This window comes from Paenibacillus sp. PSB04, from assembly GCF_025809195.1.
Taxonomy (GTDB): Bacteria; Bacillota; Bacilli; order Paenibacillales; family Paenibacillaceae; genus Paenibacillus_AQ; species Paenibacillus_AQ favisporus.
In genome coordinates this window covers 3029203-3046216 of the sequence record NZ_CP081301.1, presented here as the reverse complement: position 1 = coordinate 3046216, position 17014 = coordinate 3029203, and the positions used below count along the sequence as shown (strand labels likewise).

Sequence of the window (17014 nt, the reverse complement as noted above, 5' to 3'; positions counted from 1 at the left end):
ACTTACTTGCACGCGGAAGTTAAATGCTGTTTGTTTAATGCGGATAATATCTTTTGGGAATCGGGCGTGTGATCCAATACAGCCTTGATATACGGTTTATCATCTGCATTTAAGGAGTAGTACACCCATTGTCCACGCTTACTTTCCTTCACCAGTCCCTGAGATTTCAGCTTTCTTAAATGCTGGCTTACCGCAGGCTGGGAAACCTCCAGGATCTCAACAAGCTCACAAACGCAAAATTCCCGGTCCTTAAGTAAGGATAATATGGTAAGGCGGGTGTAATCGCTTAGCAGCTTTAGCTTATCCGACATTTCGCGAATTTGTTCCATCAGGGTCCCTCCTTTTCGTGATATATAAGCGGATGATTATATGATATGATGATGAGAAATAAATATCAAATCCATAAAAATGCATCCTTACCCCAAGAAAACATTTGCATATTGCAAATAAATACAGTATAAATGAATCACGAGGTGAAAAAACGCCATGGAAAGCACTCGCGAACTATTCCAAATCATGACCCGCCGCTTTGGCTTACTCAATAAAAATTGCTGTACCGTGGGTGGGCACGATCTCACACCGGTTCAAAGCCACATTTTGTTTGAGGTCGACCGCCAGCATCATCCTTCGATCCAACAGATCGCGGAAACATTAGGCACCGATATCACAACATTCAGCCGCCAGGTACAATCACTGATCAAAATGAACCTGATCAAAAAGACGCCTGATCCTACAGATCGCCGGGTTTCGACGCTCGCTCTAACGGTTGAAGGGAAATACGTCGCCGCCACCATCGACCATCAAATGAACGCTTATTTGGATGATGTATTTTCTTTTATGACCGAGTTTGAGAAAGAGACCGTTCTCCGGTCCATTAAATTGATGAATGAAGCGATGGCCAAATCCGATTATTGCTGCAAACCGATGCTAGGGTAATTTTTTTTACCTTTCAATACTTGCAATTTGCAATTAATTTTCATCGTGTGCAATCCTTTGATCTGATGTCAAATGGCTTTGCTGCTTCCAGCAGCGGGTCATTCAACATACACAACCCTTTAAGGAGGTCCTTCGATGTACGATCACTTTTACACCGCCGAGTACCTGATGAAAATGAACGAACAGCAAGTGCAAAAAACGGCTCGGCAGGCATGGAAATGGTCCGCGGAAAAACCAAAAATGGGCCGGTATAAGTTCCTGGACTCTGTCCGTAAAGCGAAGACAGTTCCTTGCTGCTCTCCACCCATTCAGGCTTGCTGTTCTCCACCCATTCAGGCTTGCTGCTAAAGTGCTGCTGACCATTGATCGAATCCGAACCTATTCTAAGGAGTGTTATCCATGTCAAAGTTAACGAATGATGAAATCCGCCAAAACGTGCGTAGCCGATACAAGCAGATTGCCGTTGCCGAGATGAACGCCGGATCTTGCTGCCAACCGGACAACAGCCAAGCCAGCTGCTGCAGCACGCCTTCCGATTTTAACTCGATCTCAAGCCGATTAGGTTACTCTGACGACGAATTAAACGCGGCACCAGAAGGCGCAAACCTTGGTTTGGGATGTGGTAACCCGCAGGCGATTGCTTCTTTAAAGGCTGGTGAGGTCGTGCTGGATTTGGGAAGTGGCGGCGGATTTGACTGTTTTCTGGCATCGCGCCAAGTAGGAGATACCGGTAAAGTCATCGGTGTCGACATGACTCCCGAAATGGTCAGCCGTGCACGCAGCAATGCAGCGAAAGGCCATTTCAAGAACACCGATTTTCGTCTGGGGGAAATTGAGCATCTTCCCGTCGCTGATCACACGGTAGATGCCATTATTTCGAACTGTGTGGTCAATTTATCTCCAGATAAACAGCAGGTGTTTCACGATTCTTTTCGTGTACTGAAAAGCGGAGGCCGGCTGGCCATTTCGGATATCGTTACAACTGCAGATTTACCTCCTGAGATCAAAAACGACCTGGATGAATTGTATTCAGGCTGCATTTCAGGGGCTTCTTCCGTCAGCGAAATAGAAGCGATGCTTAGTCAAAGCGGGTTTACAAACATTAGCGTTGAACCTAAGGATGAGTCCAAAGCTTTTATTAAGGATTGGGTCCAAGGATCGAATATTGAGGATTACATTGTTTCGGCTGTCATCCAAGCCACCAAGCCTTAAGATCGTGGAATGCCGTCCTGTTTACCCATGTCCACCCATATTATGGCTCTTGTTCCAGCCGAGATGTGTTATATTAGTACCATCTCGGTTAAATACATAATTATGGAATTTTTAGGGGTGAACAGCTATTGGATTTGGAAAGAAGGATTGAGCAGCTCGAAGCGAAAATGAAAGCGATGGAGCTGGAGCTGAACGAACTTAGACGGGAGAGGCCGGGTATAGGTGATCCTCGGCAGCAGCCGGTGAATCCGGGAGCCCAGGCCCAGCGGCCGGTGCAGCCGCAGGTTCCGCCTCAGGCTCCCTATGCTTCGCCGCAGGCACCGGGCGCTGCATACCCGAACCCGCCTGGGTCACAGCCTTACCAGGGGCATCCAGGCCAGCAGCCGATGCCTGGGCAGCCTGGAGTGCCGGGGTACCCTGGAGGTCCCGGCACGGGGCCGTATCCGGGCCAGCCGGGAACCGCAGGTTACCCGGCGCAGGCGGGCCCGCACCAAGGCCAGCCGGGCCAAGGGCCGTACTATGGCCAGCCCCGTCCCGCCGGGCCGCAGGCCCAGCGGCCGCCCAAGCCGCCGAAGCCGCCCGTGGACTGGGAGCATGCCATCGCACGGGTGTGGCTGCCGCGCGTGTTTATCGTCGTGCTACTGCTCGGCGTCCTGTGGGGCTTTATCGCCGCCGTGTCGGCGGGGTATCTGACGCAGCCGGTACGCTGCCTCCTCGGCCTGGTTGCCGCCGGCGCCATGTACTTCTTCGGGGAGCGGCAGGTCCGGGCGCAGCGGGAAGGATTGGCGCAGGTACTGCTCGGCGGCTCTGTCGCCGTGCTCATGCTGACCTTTTTTGCGGCGCATCATCTATATGAATTGATTCCGTCCTGGTTAGCTTTCCTATTATATATCTTGTCCATCGCCCTGGGGGTGTGGACCGCCGTAAGACGCCGCTCCCAGACGCTCGTGATCATTATGACCGTCGGCGGTTATCTCATTCCGTTCCTGGTGAAATCCACGGAACCGAATGCCTGGATCGCCGCAGGTTTTGAGCTCGTCTTTTCCCTGGCGATGACGTCGCTGTCGATCCGCTATGCTTACCGTGCCGCCTACTTCGTGTCCATTGGCGTGCTGCATCTGCCGCTGATGATTCTATACATGGCAGGCGATTTCGAAGGCAGCCGGCATGTCTTCCTCGGCGCGGTATTCCTGCAGCACGCCCTGCTGCTCGTCCTCTCGCTGGTCCGTCCGTACCGCTACCGCGTAGACGAGACGGTATCGCTCATGACCGGCTTCGGGCTGGTCGTGCTGTGGATTTACGCTTTGTACAATCAGGCGGGCGGCCCCGGTCCCGAATCGATGATGATGATCATCTGGGCCGTCATTTACAGCCTGATCGCCCTCTGGCGGGTGATGAGCGGCCGCGTTCCCCACGAATACATGGCGATCGCGACCTGCGCCTGGCTCATTTGGCTGGTTGAAATCGTCAGCCGGGAGGCACTGCCGCTGTCTGTCCTGATCGAGGCGTCCCTTGGGCTAGGCCTCGGCATCCTGCTGAGAAGCCGGATGCAGCAGATTACGTCCGCCATCCTGTATTTGTTTGGGGGACTGAGCATTCTGCAGCTGATCATTCACGAGATCCTGTCGATCGAAACGCTGTCCTGGATCGCGCTCCTGGCCAGCCTGGCAGGCTTGTCGGCGGTCCTCCGCAGACATATGGCCGAAGAATGGCAGCGGAAAGTACCGGATATTCTGATGTGGTCCGCCGCGCTGCTGTCCATCGTCTTCCTGACGGAAGTGACCTCGGTTCTGACGCGGAATCTGTCGTTCGACCTTCAGCATTTGATCCTGTCGGCCGAATACGCGCTCTATGCGATCATCGTTATTATTTACGGCGTCATGGTGGGTAAATCGATGGTCCGCCTGGCCGGACTGATCGTCCTGCTGATCACGCTGCTCAAGGTCATCTTCTTCGACCTGCCAGGCGTGTCGCTGGCCGTGCGGGCGATCCTGTTCATCGGTCTGGGCGTCGCAGGGATCGCCGTTTCCCGAATTTTGTACAAACGCAAAGGGGCCGATACCGAAGCCCCGCCGGGACCTCCGTCGCTCCCGCCCGAATAAATACGAAATGACCGCGCCGCGCGAGAGTTATCCTACTTGACTCAAAAAGCGATGCCACGGGAGCCATGCTTATCGATTTCCAAAATAAAGGGTGCCTGCACATCCCCGATGGATGCAGACACCCTTTTTTTCATGAAAACAGCCAACCACCCGCTAGCCACTCAGCAGAACGGATCTCAGCTCCCCGTAGCCCCCCAGAATATGATGGGGCTGATGTCCGGTCGCAAACGGCTCGACCTTCCGATGGTTAAACCAAACTGATGTCCACCCCGCCTCCAGCGCGCCGATAACGTCGTTGTTCCAGGAGTCGCCGATGTACCAGCTTGCCCCAGGCTCCGTTTCCGTCGCCTCGTTCACATGCCGGAACAGCCGGGGATCCGGCTTGTCCATGCCCACCGCTCCGGACACGAATACCCGGTCCAAGCCCACCAGCTTGTCCAGCCCAAGCGCACGGACTTTGTTCATTTGGTGTTCCTTCGGGCCATTGGTGATCACGCCGACCACATCGCCCCGCTCCTGGAGCTCCCGGATCAGCTCCTGCGCCCCCGGAAACAGGCGAATGTCGAACTGCCCCTCCAAATAGGCCGCCTGAATCGCAGCCGCCTGCTCCCGGTCCACGTCGATGCCGAACTCCGCAAGGGCCAGCTGAATCCGCTGCTCGCGCATGTCCTCCAGATCCCCCGCATTCGCCGGATCATTCACATGTCCATGCCGGGCCGACAGCAAGTCGCTGTAATGCCGGAACCGGTGGTATACTTGTTCATAAGGAAAGCCGTCCGGCGGCGATATCAAGCGATCGATCGCCTGCCGCAGCGGTTCCAGATGGTCATACAGCGTATCGTCCACGTCAAAAAATACCGCTCTTTGTTCACCCATTTTCTTGTTCTCCCCCATCTGCCTAGTCCGCGATCACATGCCGGCTGCTGCCCGCATTAGCCCTCATATTGTACCATACAGCGGGCTTTTGGGACGCCTCAGCCGCTGCTTCAGCAGGAAAAAATCCGGATAACGGCTTATGATAAGCCCTTTCAATTGTGACGAAACTGGCAACATTGACAAAGCCTTGTGCAATTTTGAACAAAAATGAAAATCCCCGATTTTCAGCGATTACAGTGATTTTTCGCACAATTTGAGGTTTTTTTAAAAATCATGTGAAGATGTTCACAGAATATCTGTAAATGATTTACATTTATTACTTTTGTTGCATTTGTTTTCGTTCCCCCGGATTACTAAGCTATGGCTATAAGGTTCATTATTTTTAGACCAATTCAGCTACATGTAACGCTAGAAAGGAGCTCACTGTGAAGAAAAAAAGATGGTTATTTTTTGGTTTATTTGTATCCATCATGTTGCTGCTTAGCGGATGCGACTCGTCGTCACTCATCGTGCTAGATCCGAAAGGTCCGCAGGCAAAAACGCAATCCAGCACGATTATTTTCTCCATCCTGATGATGGCTTTCGTCTTGATTGTTGTTTACATCTTGTACATCATCATGCTGACCAAATACCGGGCAAGCAAAACCAGTGACGATTATATCCCGCCTCATATAGAAGGTAACAAATGGCTCGAGTTCACCTGGATTGCGATTCCGGTTATCATTGTGGCCATTCTATCGGTTGTCACGGTCAAAACGACCAGTGCGGTGGAAAGTGTTCCTGCCGGTTACGAGGATCAGAAGCCGCTTGTTATCTATGCCGCATCGTCCAACTGGAAATGGCACTTCAGTTACCCTGAAGAAGGCGTTGAAACGGTGAACTATGTGAATATTCCTACAAACCGCCCGATCGAGTTCCGCCTGTATTCTTACGGACCGATTACGAGCTTCTGGGTGCCGCAGCTTGGCGGACAGAAGTACGCCATGAGCGACATGGTCAACACGCTTCACCTGCTGGCCGACACACCAGGTTCTTTCATGGGACGTAACTCCAACTTCTCCGGTAAAGGCTATGCGCAGATGGAGTTTGAGGTACAGTCCATGAGCGCCGGAGACTTCAGCAAATGGGTCGACGACGTGAAGAAAACCGCACCTCAATTGACTGAGGACAAATTTAACGCGCTGCTGAAAACCTCCTACGTTGGACGGGAATCCTTCTCTTCCACGCATCTCGGGTTCAACCCGCCGCCTGAAATGGATATGTCCGAAGGGCATCACGGCAGCGGCAGCAGTGACAAAGATTCCGGCTCGGAAACGATGGATCATTCGGATATGAGCAATATGGAAGATATGGGGTCCATGGAACATGGAAACTAACATCTACTGGAAAGGAGACCTACCTGCATGAAATGGGACGAATTTTTTGTTACCGGTGAGCCGATGATCTATGCTGCCATGGTCAGTATCGTCGTCGTTTCCCTCGCCATCCTGATCGGCCTGACCTATTTTAAAAAGTGGGGCTATCTGTGGCGCGAATGGCTCACAACGGTTGACCATAAGCGGATCGGGGTCATGTATATCCTGTCCGCACTCATCATGCTGTTCCGCGGCGGGGTCGACGCCCTGCTGATGCGTACGCAGCTCGCAGCTCCGGAAATGAAGTTTCTGGATGCGCAGCACTATAACGAAATCTTTACAACGCACGGCGTTATCATGATCCTGTTCATGGCGATGCCGTTCGTTATCGGACTTATGAACGTTGTCGTTCCGCTTCAAATCGGGGCGCGCGACGTAGCTTTCCCTAGACTGAATGCCGTCAGCTTCTGGATGTTCTTCTTCGGAGCGATGCTGTTCAACATTTCCTTCGTCATCGGGGGATCGCCGGATGCCGGCTGGACCGCATACTTCCCGCTGGCGAGCCTGGAGTTCAGCCCGACCGTAGGTAACAACTTCTACTCTCTGGCCCTTCAGATTTCCGGTATCGGTACGCTGATGACCGGTGTCAACTTTATCGTAACGATTCTGAAAATGCGTGCGCCAGGCATGAAACTGATGCGCATGCCGATGTTTACCTGGTCCGTCCTGATTACGAACGTTATCATCCTGTTCGCATTCCCGGTTCTGACCGTTGCCCTTGCCCTGATGATGTTCGACCGCATCTTCGGCAGCCAGTTCTTTACGATGGCGAATGGCGGTATGGATATGCTCTGGGCCAACCTGTTCTGGGTATGGGGACACCCTGAAGTATATATCGTTATTTTGCCGGCCTTCGGTATATTCAGTGATATTATTTCCACGTTCTCGAAAAAGAATTTGTACGGTTATAAATCGATGGTTGCCAGTATGGTGGTCATCTCGCTCCTGTCCTTTATCGTATGGGCTCACCACTTCTATACGATGGGCGCAGGCGTTATGGTCAACGGCTTCTTCTCCATCACGACGATGGCGATTGCCGTACCGACCGGCGTCAAAATATTCAACTGGCTCTTTACCTTGCAGAAAGGTAAAATCTCGTTCACGACACCGATGCTGTACGCGATGGCCTTTATTCCTATCTTTACGATCGGCGGCGTAACCGGCGTCATGCTGGCGATGGCCAGCGCGGACTACCAGTACCATAACACGATGTTCCTGGTTGCCCACTTCCACTATGTATTGATTCCGGGTACCGTCTTCGGGGTTCTGGCAGGCATGTACTTCTGGTTCCCGAAAATTTTCGGTTTCCGTCTGAACGAGAAGCTCGGCAAGACCGCCTTCTGGCTCATCGTCGTCGGCTTCAATACGGCCTTCCTGCCACTGTTCTTCCTTGGACTGAGCGGCATGACGCGCCGGATGTACACGTATTCGGCCGACACCGGCTTTGGCCCGCTGAATATGGTGGCTACGATCGGTGCCTTTATCCTGGCCATCGGCTTTGTCGTTCTGTGCTACAACTTCTACTGGAGCTTCCGTTACAGCCCTCGCGACGAAAACGGAGATCCATGGGATGCACGTACGCTGGAGTGGAGTACGCCAAGCCCTGTGCCGGTGTACAACTTCGCCAAGGTACCTAACGTCAAATCCATGGATGCACTGTGGGAGGCTAAAGTCAACGGGGTACCTCTCTACGAGGAAGGCCCTTACGAACCGATTCATATGCCTAACAACAGCGGTCAACCGTTCATTCTCGGCGTCATTATGTTTTTCCTAGGCTTTTTCCTGGTATTCAGCTGGTTCATTCCTGCAATCATTGCGGGTATCGCTGTCGTAGTCATGCTGGCTCTGCGTTCCTTCGAACGCGATCATGGCTATCACATTTCACCTGAGGAAATTGCCGCCACTGAACAGAAATTGCGGGGTGATTCCGTATGAAAATAAATGATTCACTGCCACTCGAGTATAGAACGGAAGAGAACAGCAACAAGATCTTCGGGTTCTGGCTCTTCCTCGGGGCAGAGATCGCCCTCTTCTCCACGCTGTTCGCCGTCTATTTCACACTGTGGAACCGGACGGGGAGCGGCCCGACGGGGAAAGAGCTGTTCGAACTGAACGGCGTCATTTGGGAGACATTCCTGCTCCTAACCAGTAGTTTCACCTGCGGCCTTGGCATTCATGCCATGCGCCTCAATCTGAAGAAGCCGATGATCGTCTTCTTCGTCATTACACTGCTCATGGGCCTCGGCTTCCTGGGCATTGAAATCACCGAGTTCGTCAACTACGTTCACGAAGGCGCTACGCTGCAAACGAGCGCGTTCCTGTCCAGCTTGTTCGTCCTGCTCGGTACCCACGGTCTTCACGTGACGATGGGTATTCTATGGGGCGCTGGCATCTTGATACAGGTCGGCCGTCAAGGCTTTACGGATGAGACGGCGAACAAATCGTTCATCTTCTCGCTGTACTGGCACTTCCTTGACGTTGTCTGGATCTTCATCTTCAGCTTTGTCTACATGAAAGGACTGATGTAATATGGCACGTTTATTTCCAATACGGCACGTGATCGGATACATCTTCTCGCTGATCCTTTCAGTGGTTGGACTGGGCGTGGTGTTCTGGGATTTGAACCCGACCGCCGGACTCTGGATCCTGATCGTGTGTGCGCTCATCCAGGCATCGCTGCAGCTCGTACTGTTCATGCACATCGGCGAGACCGACAACAAAAAGTCGCTGTACTTCAACATTGCTTATGCGTTGTTCGTCGGACTGGTTACGATCTTCGGTACGCTCTTCACGATGCTGTGGGGATGGTAAGAAGCTCTGCTTGAGTTCAGATATTATCAAAGGCTTTTCTGATCCTAAGGGGTCAGGAAAGCCTTTTTTTGTTGGATTATTTTTCTGTTAAAAAAAGGAATGCTTTTATGCAAAATCGAATCTAACCATTGGCTCGTCAAATGTTGCCATACGATAACGTTCCAATGGAGGCGAACAAAGTATTGGCCCAAAAACAGAGGATCACCTATTTGGATCTCTTGCGCGGCATTGCCATTTTGGCTGTAGTCACCATCCATGTGACATCCTATCCGGTAGCCTTTCTGTCCACGGATTCTACCGTGTACCCGCTCTATTTTATCCTGAATGCGGCTTCTCAATTTGCCGTACCGGCGTTTCTGTTTTTGAGCTCGCTCGTCCTGTTTTACCGCTATGACGGCGGCGTTCAAGGCAACTGGCTTCTTTTTTATTGGAAACGCTTAAAGCGGATTCTGCTGCCTTACTTGTTCTGGTCCGTGTATTACTCCACTTATCTGTCGTATATCCAGCATATTTCATTCTCAGACGGTCTCCGCAAATTTCTTAAAGGCTTGCCGCTTGGCGGCAGCTATGACCATTTGTATTTCATGATCATCATCGCCCAGTTTTATGTGCTGTTTCCTTACCTATCGCTGTTGTTTCAAAAGGTAGGGAAGGTCCGGCAGCATCCCATACTCGTGGGGGCCTTGCTGCAAATCGCCTTCTATCTGCTGAACTATTACGTGCTCCATATGCATAAAACCGGGACCTTCGTGATGACCTACGTCGTTTATTTCTTTTTGGGTGCTTACATGGCCGAACGGTTAAAGGGCTTGTCTTCTGATGAAACGCCGAAATGGAACTACCGGTGGACGGTTCTGTTTCTGGGATCCGCAATGCTCTTTATCGTGCAAAAATGGCTGCAGCTGGCTAACCCCCATTGGATTCGCCAGCCTTTTCTATCCAACATCAACTTTATAACGGATTACGCCTACTGCAGCATTGCGTGTGTATTTTTGGTGCTGTTCGTTCGAATCCTCGAAGGGAAACCACGACTTCAAAAAGTACTGTTTTCCCTCTGCTCCTGCGCCTTCGGCATTTACTTTATTCATCCCTACTTTTTGATCTTGTGGCGGCATTTTGTCATGACGAGCGGCCCGATCGCCTATCACCTGCTCACCTGGGCAGGCGGAGCGGCTGCGCTTGCCGCCTCTTGGCTGATCACTTGGCTCCTCATGCATACGCCGCTCGGCGTCTATCTTGTAGGGGAATCCAAATGGAAGGCCCGGAACAAACGCGGCGCGTCTCAGAGCGGAACGATGTGAGCTTGGGAAGTTAAGCTGCACAGCTGTAAGTCCATGAAGATGAGCAAGATCAGAAAGATCTGTAAGCTCGCTGCGCAAACGGCTCATTCCTCCGATCGCTGTTGCCAGCCCATGTTTTGGATGATATAGACCACTTTGAGGTTAACATGGGCTGACAAAGGCGACCACTTCGTTTCTCCGGAATTGACCCGTCCGCTCCGCTGGAGTCTAGGATGAAAAAGCAGCCTGCCGTTTTATGCGGCAGGCTGCTTGCTTATCTACTTTTGGAAAATTTGCTAATACTATTCGCTTCATTCTACAACTGCTTTTGGGCTGCTTGTTTCTTCTTGAGTCCGAACAGGGCTGCGCCCAGAGCAATCAAGCCCACACCTGCGAGCTGCATCGGCAGAGGGCTGGCTTCCCCTGTCTTCGGCAGGGTTGCCGCACCCCCGGCGGATGACTCGCCAGGCTCCTGGCTGCTGCCTGTTTGGCTGCCAGCACTGCTGTTCTTGCCTGGGTCGGTTTCATACCCCGGGCTCGGCTGCGTTCCAGTCCCGCCAGCGCCAGCTGTGCCGCCGCCATTCGGCTGCCCTGGCTGGGACGGTTGTCCCGGCTGCGACGGCTGGCCCGGTTCACTAGGCGCCGGCCCGATAATTATTCCGCCTGGAATGTTCGGAGTTTTCGGGCCGCTTGGCGTTTCGCTGCCCCCAGGCTGCCCCGGTTCGTCCGGATCCGGAGTAGGCGTTACCGGCGGTTTCGTTTGGTTACCTCCACCACCGGAATCGCCGCCACCGCCGTTGCTTCCACCGCCGCCTCCGCCGGTGATGCGGCCGTTCTCAACGGTGATTTTGGTCTCCTGACCGGATACGATTTCGAATTCGGTCAGTGCCTCCCCAATGTAGTAACCGGCCGGAGCGGCGGTCTCTTCGGCGTAATACTTACCTGGTCTCAGGCCGTCTACACCTAATTCGCCATGCTCGTCCGTTACCAGACTGGCGAGTTCCTCGCCTTTGGCATCCAGTACATGCTGCTTGTTCTCATCAAGAATGCGGAACTTTGCACCTTTCAACGGAATATCCAGTCGGCCGGTTTGAATTTTGGTGATCTTCAGCGAGCCGGTGATCTTGTCGTTGGTGAATGTCAGCTGAAGCGGCTGGTCATCCACGATCTCGAATTTCAGCGGTTCCGGCTTGGACTGATAACCTGCCGGTGGAGTAACTTCGACAAACATATAGCTGCCCGCTTTGAGATTCGGAACGGACACCTTACCATCCGCATCCGTAGTCAGCCCTGCCGCCACTTCGTGCCCCTGCTCGTCCAGCAGGTTAAACACGGCGCCTTCCAGTGGCGTGCCGTCATAAGCGTCGGTTTTGGTCAGCTGCACAGAACCGACATAGATTTCGTTAAATGCGGTACCTTGTTTAGTGATTGACTGGTTCACATCGATGGTAAACGAAATCGGCGTCGTATCGAGCTTATATCCCTTAGGAGCTGTCACTTCGATCAACTGGTAGCTCCCAGCGTCGAGATGGGCCAGCAGGATTTTCCCGTCGTCTTCCGTAGACAGCTCGGTCTTCCCTGGGACATCTTCGAAAGTACCGTTCACGTCTTTTTGGAGTTTAAACACGGCTCCTTTCAGAACCTTAGCAGGATCATCCTTGTCTACCTTCGTAAGCTCGTAATCCCATACGCCTTTCGTATTCGTGACGGTTATTTCGGCTGCATCCGCTTTGAAAGTAATCTTCTTGCCGGCCCGGTATTCATCATCGATGAGATATCCAGCTGGGGCAGCCAATTCCTTCAACACGTAGTCATTGTACCGGGTATTGCTGAAAACCGCTTCCCCTTGATCATCGGTAACGAGCTCCCGAATGAGGGTCTTGCCGGTCTTATCATAGAGTCCGAAACGGGCGTCAGCCAGTGGAGCACCTGAACCTGCATCCTTTTTAATGATCGTCAGGTCTCCTTTGCCCGTCTGGGCACCGCCGCCAGCTCCCGAGAAGCTGACATTGACGATTTTATTTTCGTCCTTGCTGACGCTTCCCGAGGATTGGCCAGCAAATTTGGCGCTGTTGGTGATCGTTTCGCCACTATCGGCATTGATGAACGACTTGTACTTCAGAATGTACGCTTCCTGAATCGTGTTCTTGAAGGTCAGGGTAAAGGCATTATCCTGGACGTCAAGCGTATATGTATCAGGGTCCACGAGCGCCTTTTGTGTCAAGTTTCCATTCTTGTCCACTGCCGTACTGTACAGCTCAAACGAAGACGGAATCAGAATCTGGTTCGTGGATAGTGTATCCGTCAGCACTGCATTCTCCACGATGGACTGGCTGCGGTTCACATTGAGGGTCCAGTAGGCAAAATCCTGATCCGCAGCGGCTCCCTGTACGCCCGTTTTGTTGATGTATTCGCCGCCGTACTTCGGATTCACATTGGTAGACTGTACAAAGAGCTTGGTATCCGGCAGTGCGCGGTCGTACATTTCGGCGGCATTGCTGTAGTTTGCTGCCACCGGATGGTCTTTCAGGCTCGTTTTGTACGTGATCCGGTAGGCGCCGTCGATCGGTTTTTTGAACACTAGCTCAAAACCATGTTTGTCATTGTCCGACAGCGTCTCTAACGTGTAATCCGCGTTCAGTACAAGCGGGGTTCCCACTGGTTTAACGCCATTCGCACCACCTGTGAGCTCCAGTGGTTGAACGACCAGGGAGTCTGCCAAGAACGTCTGCTCTCCCGAATAGAAATCCCTGACGACGGCCTCGTTCACGTGATACAGGTTGTAGTTCACGTTTAAGGCCCAGGTGATTTCCTTGGTCGTCGCGTCATAGCTTCCGGTTTTGCTGCCGTTGTTTTTGGTGAAGTCGTCGGCCGGAGCGCTTACGGTTTTGCTGATGGCTGGCTGCTGTACGCCGCCTTCCTTCCAGTCGACTTGGGCAGTGTTCGAATATTCATTCATTTGGCCTGCGGTCGGATCGAAGCTCGTTTGGTACGTGATCACATAGCTCGAATCGATATCCTTTAGGAACGTGATCTTGAACCCGGTATCATAATCCGGATTAGGCTCAACCGTGTAATCATCCTTGCTCATTCCGTCAATTCCAACAGTCTCCGGAATCAGCTCCATGTGCTGGCCTGCGAAGTTATCCGTAATGACAACATCCGTCATATTCTTCTTGTCATCGTTCAGGCTAAGCTTCCAGTCGATGGTCTTGTCGCTGTAGTTCGTGCCTGTGTACGTTTTCCAGAAAATGACCTGCTTAATTGGTTGTCCAACCGTAACTTCCGGTACACCCGGCATGCTTACCGTATTTTGGACATCTCCATTTTCATACACGCGTCCGGATGCCTTCGTCTGGTATCGAATTTCATAGGCAGCGTTGACATCATGCGTGAACTGGAGATTGAAGCCCGTTTCCGATTTTGTCACGGTGTAATCGGTGCCCTTAGTAAGAGCCGTTCCGTTTTTTTGCGAAGCGGTACCATTATCATCAATCGTCATCTCGTACACTTCGAACGAATCGCCCACTAGTTCCTGGGTAGTCGTATCGAACTTATCGTTGATCCAGGCCTTGTCCTGCGTCAAACTCTGCTCATTGTAGTTATACTGGATCGCCCAAGAGATAGTTTGACTATTTGCGTCATAGCCTGTGGACTTTTTACCGAGCGGCTTGCTGTACTTTGTGTCCACCTTAGCCGACTTCGTCAGAGGCTGCGGCAGCCCGCCACCGTTGACTTCCACATTGTTGGTGTACGCTGTGTCCGTCGTTTTCGTGATTTTTGTCTTGTAATGGACCCGATACGCGCTGTCCGAGCTTCCATTAAACTTTAGCTCAAACCCGCTCAGGGAGTCGTTCATCTTCTCATAACCTGTAAACGGATCCTGAGCTTCCACCACCGATCCGTCCAGCTGAACCTGCAGCTTATGCACTTCAATGGAATCCGGGATCAGCTCCAAACCTTCCGGCAGCGTATCCTTGAATTGCGCATCCGTCAGCATACGCTCACCCTTGTTGAAATCAACCGTCCAGGTAATTTCACTCGGGTTCATCGCTTTGTTCGGCGTTCCGGACTTGTCGATTTCGCTGCCTGTAGGGTTGTTAAAATGGATGGGGATGACGATGGGATCATCAGGATAATCAAAAACGATGTCCTGCTTGGTCCCGCCGGAAAACTTGCTTCCGTCGAAGTTTCTCCATACGTAAAAATCCCCGGACCATTCGAGGTTATCCTCGATTTCCTTGCTGAACGTAAAGGTGACCTGACCGTCGGTCGAAATATGATAGGTACCTACGTCGCCAGTGAGGGGGCCGTCCAATTCCCGGTCCGGCTTGAATTTGTCTGGGAGATCGAAGGTAAACGTAGCCCCTTCGTGGTAACCGTGGTCTGCGGGAAGCGTCCAATACACGTCCACTTGAACCCTGGCTCCCATATCGACTCGGATGTCCTGAAGCTTGTTGCCCTCTTCGTCCTTCATCTGCACATCGGTAATGATGTTCTTCGTAATCACCTCACCCTGCGCCGGGTCTGCATCCGCCTGTACAGCTCCTTCAGGGGCAGCAGTCTCGTCCGGGGCAGCTGGCGTTTCGGTGGATGGGTCGGGTTCAGCCGGTACTGCGGGTGGCTCCTCCCCAGGGGCCGCTGGAGCATCCCCAACCGGCATATCCGTTCCCTGATTGCCCGGGGTCACGGTTCCGTCACCGGAAGCCGGTGCGTCCCCGCCGGGCTCACTTGAAGCATCCGAAGCGGCTGTATCCGACTCCGTCACCACCACCGCTCCGGTTGTACCTCCGGTGGCGTCCGTTTCAGCACGCACCAGACCGGAAGGAACCAGCAGGTTAATCAGCAGAAATACTGCCATTAACACATAGGGCACCTTCCCAAATGTTTTCCTCATCCTTCAGATTTCACCTCTCACTCTCTATATCGAAATGTATCTGCTGGCAAAAAATGATGCGTTTTGCCCGTGTTTGTCGAACCAGCAAACAAAATCACTATAAAGGGTCCCTCTGAATAAGTTCTGAATCTCACTTTCGGGATTTGGAGGGCCTAGTGAAGGTACGGAAACTTCATGTACACGATGGCGTCGGCACTCTGAATCATAAAAAACGCCCCGCCTCCACATGGAGGCAGGAGCGTTTATGAAGACTTCATCTTGCCTTTGATGATCAACCGGTGCGTTGGATTCACGAGCGGATCGCAGGTCACCAGGGTGATTTCCCTGTCCCGGCCGTTTGCCTCAAGTACCCATACCTCTTCCGGCTTGACGACAAGCTTGTCTGTCACCGTATATTCAAATATCTCTAAACCGGTGTCTACACGGATGGTATCCCCCGGTTGGAGCTCGTCCAGCCGGTTGAAGTTGCGGCCGTATGTCCGGCTGCGGTGGCCTGCAACAGCATAATTGCCGATCTGGCCGGCTATGCCGGTATGCTCGATGCTGGCAAGGCTGGTTTTCATATTCTTTTTGGTGGCGCCGTGCAGGATGGGCAGCTTTAAGTCGATTTTCTCGATGACAAGCATGCCCTCCACCTTCCCGTCCTGAGGATTGGTAGAAGCTGCAGCCGAGATTCCCTTCGGTTCATTGTCTGCTTTGTCGTAATCTGTGGCACCGCCAGCAGCACCGGCCGAAAGTTCCTCCTCGGACACGCCGATGTTCTGAAAACTGTGCTCCCATCCGCGTGCCAGCTTCTGCTGCGCTGCGTTTTCCCTCCATTCGGCCAGTTTTGGATAACACAGCAGGATTACGCCAGCCGCAATCATGATGCCTGCCCATAGTTTGATCTTAATTGGTGGTCACCCGCTTTTCTTCCCGGATTTCTCTTCCCAGACCATCCCTGCAAATAAGACGCGTTTCGGTTCTGGTGTAAGCGTGCAGCTCTCCCAGTGGTCCATTTTCACAAGCCCCCGCCGAACGAGCGCAAAAACGGTATTGGTCGTACAATACCACCCCGGCTTCGATAGGTTCCGGGAGTCGTCCGGCTCCCTCTCATAAGTCCAATACCCGCCATGCTTCCAGCGTTGCAGCCGCCCGCCATGTTGTTGCGCCATGCTTAGCGCTTCCATTTGTTTGTCGGATAGTTTCATATGATCACCACATAACCTTTATTTGTCTTCTCGCCGCAGAGACGGCGGATCAGGCATTAATATACTGATACCCAACATACCCCGATTAAACCATAACGGACTGGATAAATTCTGAATATGGATAAAAAACAGACCTTTAACACACTTAGGCTTTTCTAAAAAACAAACGGATGCTTATTCCAGCACCCGTTTTCTTCTTCATTCCCATGCTATATTCAGATAAAGTTCATTTCTACTTTGTATAATACAAACATATACTTCATATCGTGGAACCCGAGATTTGGGACCGATATGT

Annotated in this window: 13 protein-coding genes; 8 read left to right on the top strand and 5 right to left on the bottom strand. The window is 52.3% G+C overall.

All coding sequences use genetic code 11. The features are described from left to right. Positions 1 to 2 precede the first annotated feature (2 nt). Complete coding sequence (locus tag K2F33_RS14035) at positions 3 to 329, bottom strand: ArsR/SmtB family transcription factor (protein WP_263882032.1); 327 nt, start codon at positions 327 to 329, stop codon at positions 3 to 5. 157 nt (positions 330 to 486) lie between these two features. Between K2F33_RS14035 and K2F33_RS14030 the strand changes: the two genes are divergently transcribed. From K2F33_RS14030 to K2F33_RS14020, 3 genes are all read left to right on the top strand, one after another. Further along, complete coding sequence (locus K2F33_RS14030; protein WP_076173626.1) at positions 487 to 936, top strand: MarR family winged helix-turn-helix transcriptional regulator; 450 nt, start codon at positions 487 to 489, stop codon at positions 934 to 936. Positions 937 to 1335: 399 nt separating this feature from the next. After that, on the top strand, positions 1336 to 2148 hold the full coding sequence (locus K2F33_RS14025) for an arsenite methyltransferase (RefSeq protein WP_263882031.1): 813 nt from the start codon (positions 1336 to 1338) through the stop codon (positions 2146 to 2148). A 128-nt stretch (positions 2149 to 2276) separates the two neighbouring features. After that, entirely contained in the window at positions 2277 to 4250 is a 1974-nt protein-coding gene (locus K2F33_RS14020) for a DUF2339 domain-containing protein (protein WP_263882030.1), read from the top strand. Positions 4251 to 4403: 153 nt separating this feature from the next. Here the strand turns inward: K2F33_RS14020 and K2F33_RS14015 are convergent, their stop codons facing one another. Then, the gene (locus tag K2F33_RS14015) at positions 4404 to 5126 is read right to left on the bottom strand and encodes an HAD family hydrolase (protein WP_263882029.1); all 723 of its coding nucleotides are present in this window, start codon (positions 5124 to 5126) and stop codon (positions 4404 to 4406) included. A 425-nt stretch (positions 5127 to 5551) separates the two neighbouring features. Between K2F33_RS14015 and qoxA the strand changes: the two genes are divergently transcribed. From qoxA to K2F33_RS13990, 5 genes are all read left to right on the top strand, one after another. Then, complete coding sequence (gene qoxA / locus K2F33_RS14010; protein ID WP_373309628.1) at positions 5552 to 6502, top strand: cytochrome aa3 quinol oxidase subunit II; 951 nt, start codon at positions 5552 to 5554, stop codon at positions 6500 to 6502. 27 nt (positions 6503 to 6529) lie between these two features. Continuing rightward, positions 6530 to 8476 carry a cytochrome aa3 quinol oxidase subunit I gene (qoxB, locus tag K2F33_RS14005; protein WP_089548517.1) on the top strand — a complete coding sequence of 649 codons (1947 nt, stop codon included), beginning with the start codon at positions 6530 to 6532 and terminating at the stop codon, positions 8474 to 8476. Then, complete coding sequence (gene qoxC / locus K2F33_RS14000) at positions 8473 to 9069, top strand: cytochrome aa3 quinol oxidase subunit III (protein ID WP_076173619.1); 597 nt, start codon at positions 8473 to 8475, stop codon at positions 9067 to 9069. Before qoxB ends, qoxC begins: the two co-directional genes overlap by 4 nt. A gap of 1 nt (position 9070) precedes the next feature. Further along, positions 9071 to 9352 (top strand): cytochrome aa3 quinol oxidase subunit IV, encoded by a 282-nt coding sequence (qoxD, locus tag K2F33_RS13995; RefSeq protein ID WP_076173618.1) that lies wholly within the window; start codon positions 9071 to 9073, stop codon positions 9350 to 9352. A 182-nt stretch (positions 9353 to 9534) separates the two neighbouring features. Next, positions 9535 to 10653, top strand: coding sequence for an acyltransferase (locus tag K2F33_RS13990; RefSeq protein WP_263882027.1), 1119 nt, complete (start codon positions 9535 to 9537; stop codon positions 10651 to 10653). A gap of 295 nt (positions 10654 to 10948) precedes the next feature. Here the strand turns inward: K2F33_RS13990 and K2F33_RS13985 are convergent, their stop codons facing one another. The 3 genes from K2F33_RS13985 to K2F33_RS13975 all read right to left on the bottom strand — a co-directional run bounded on the left by K2F33_RS13985 (position 10949) and on the right by K2F33_RS13975 (position 16683). Then, positions 10949 to 15529, bottom strand: coding sequence for a collagen binding domain-containing protein (locus K2F33_RS13985; RefSeq protein WP_263882026.1), 4581 nt, complete (start codon positions 15527 to 15529; stop codon positions 10949 to 10951). A gap of 242 nt (positions 15530 to 15771) precedes the next feature. Continuing rightward, a complete protein-coding gene (locus tag K2F33_RS13980; RefSeq protein WP_089548520.1) occupies positions 15772 to 16395 on the bottom strand; it encodes a class D sortase in 624 nt (207 codons plus the stop codon). A gap of 33 nt (positions 16396 to 16428) precedes the next feature. After that, positions 16429 to 16683, bottom strand: a complete 255-nt coding sequence (locus K2F33_RS13975) for a hypothetical protein (protein ID WP_076173614.1) — start codon at positions 16681 to 16683, stop codon at positions 16429 to 16431. Positions 16684 to 17014: the final 331 nt, after the last annotated feature.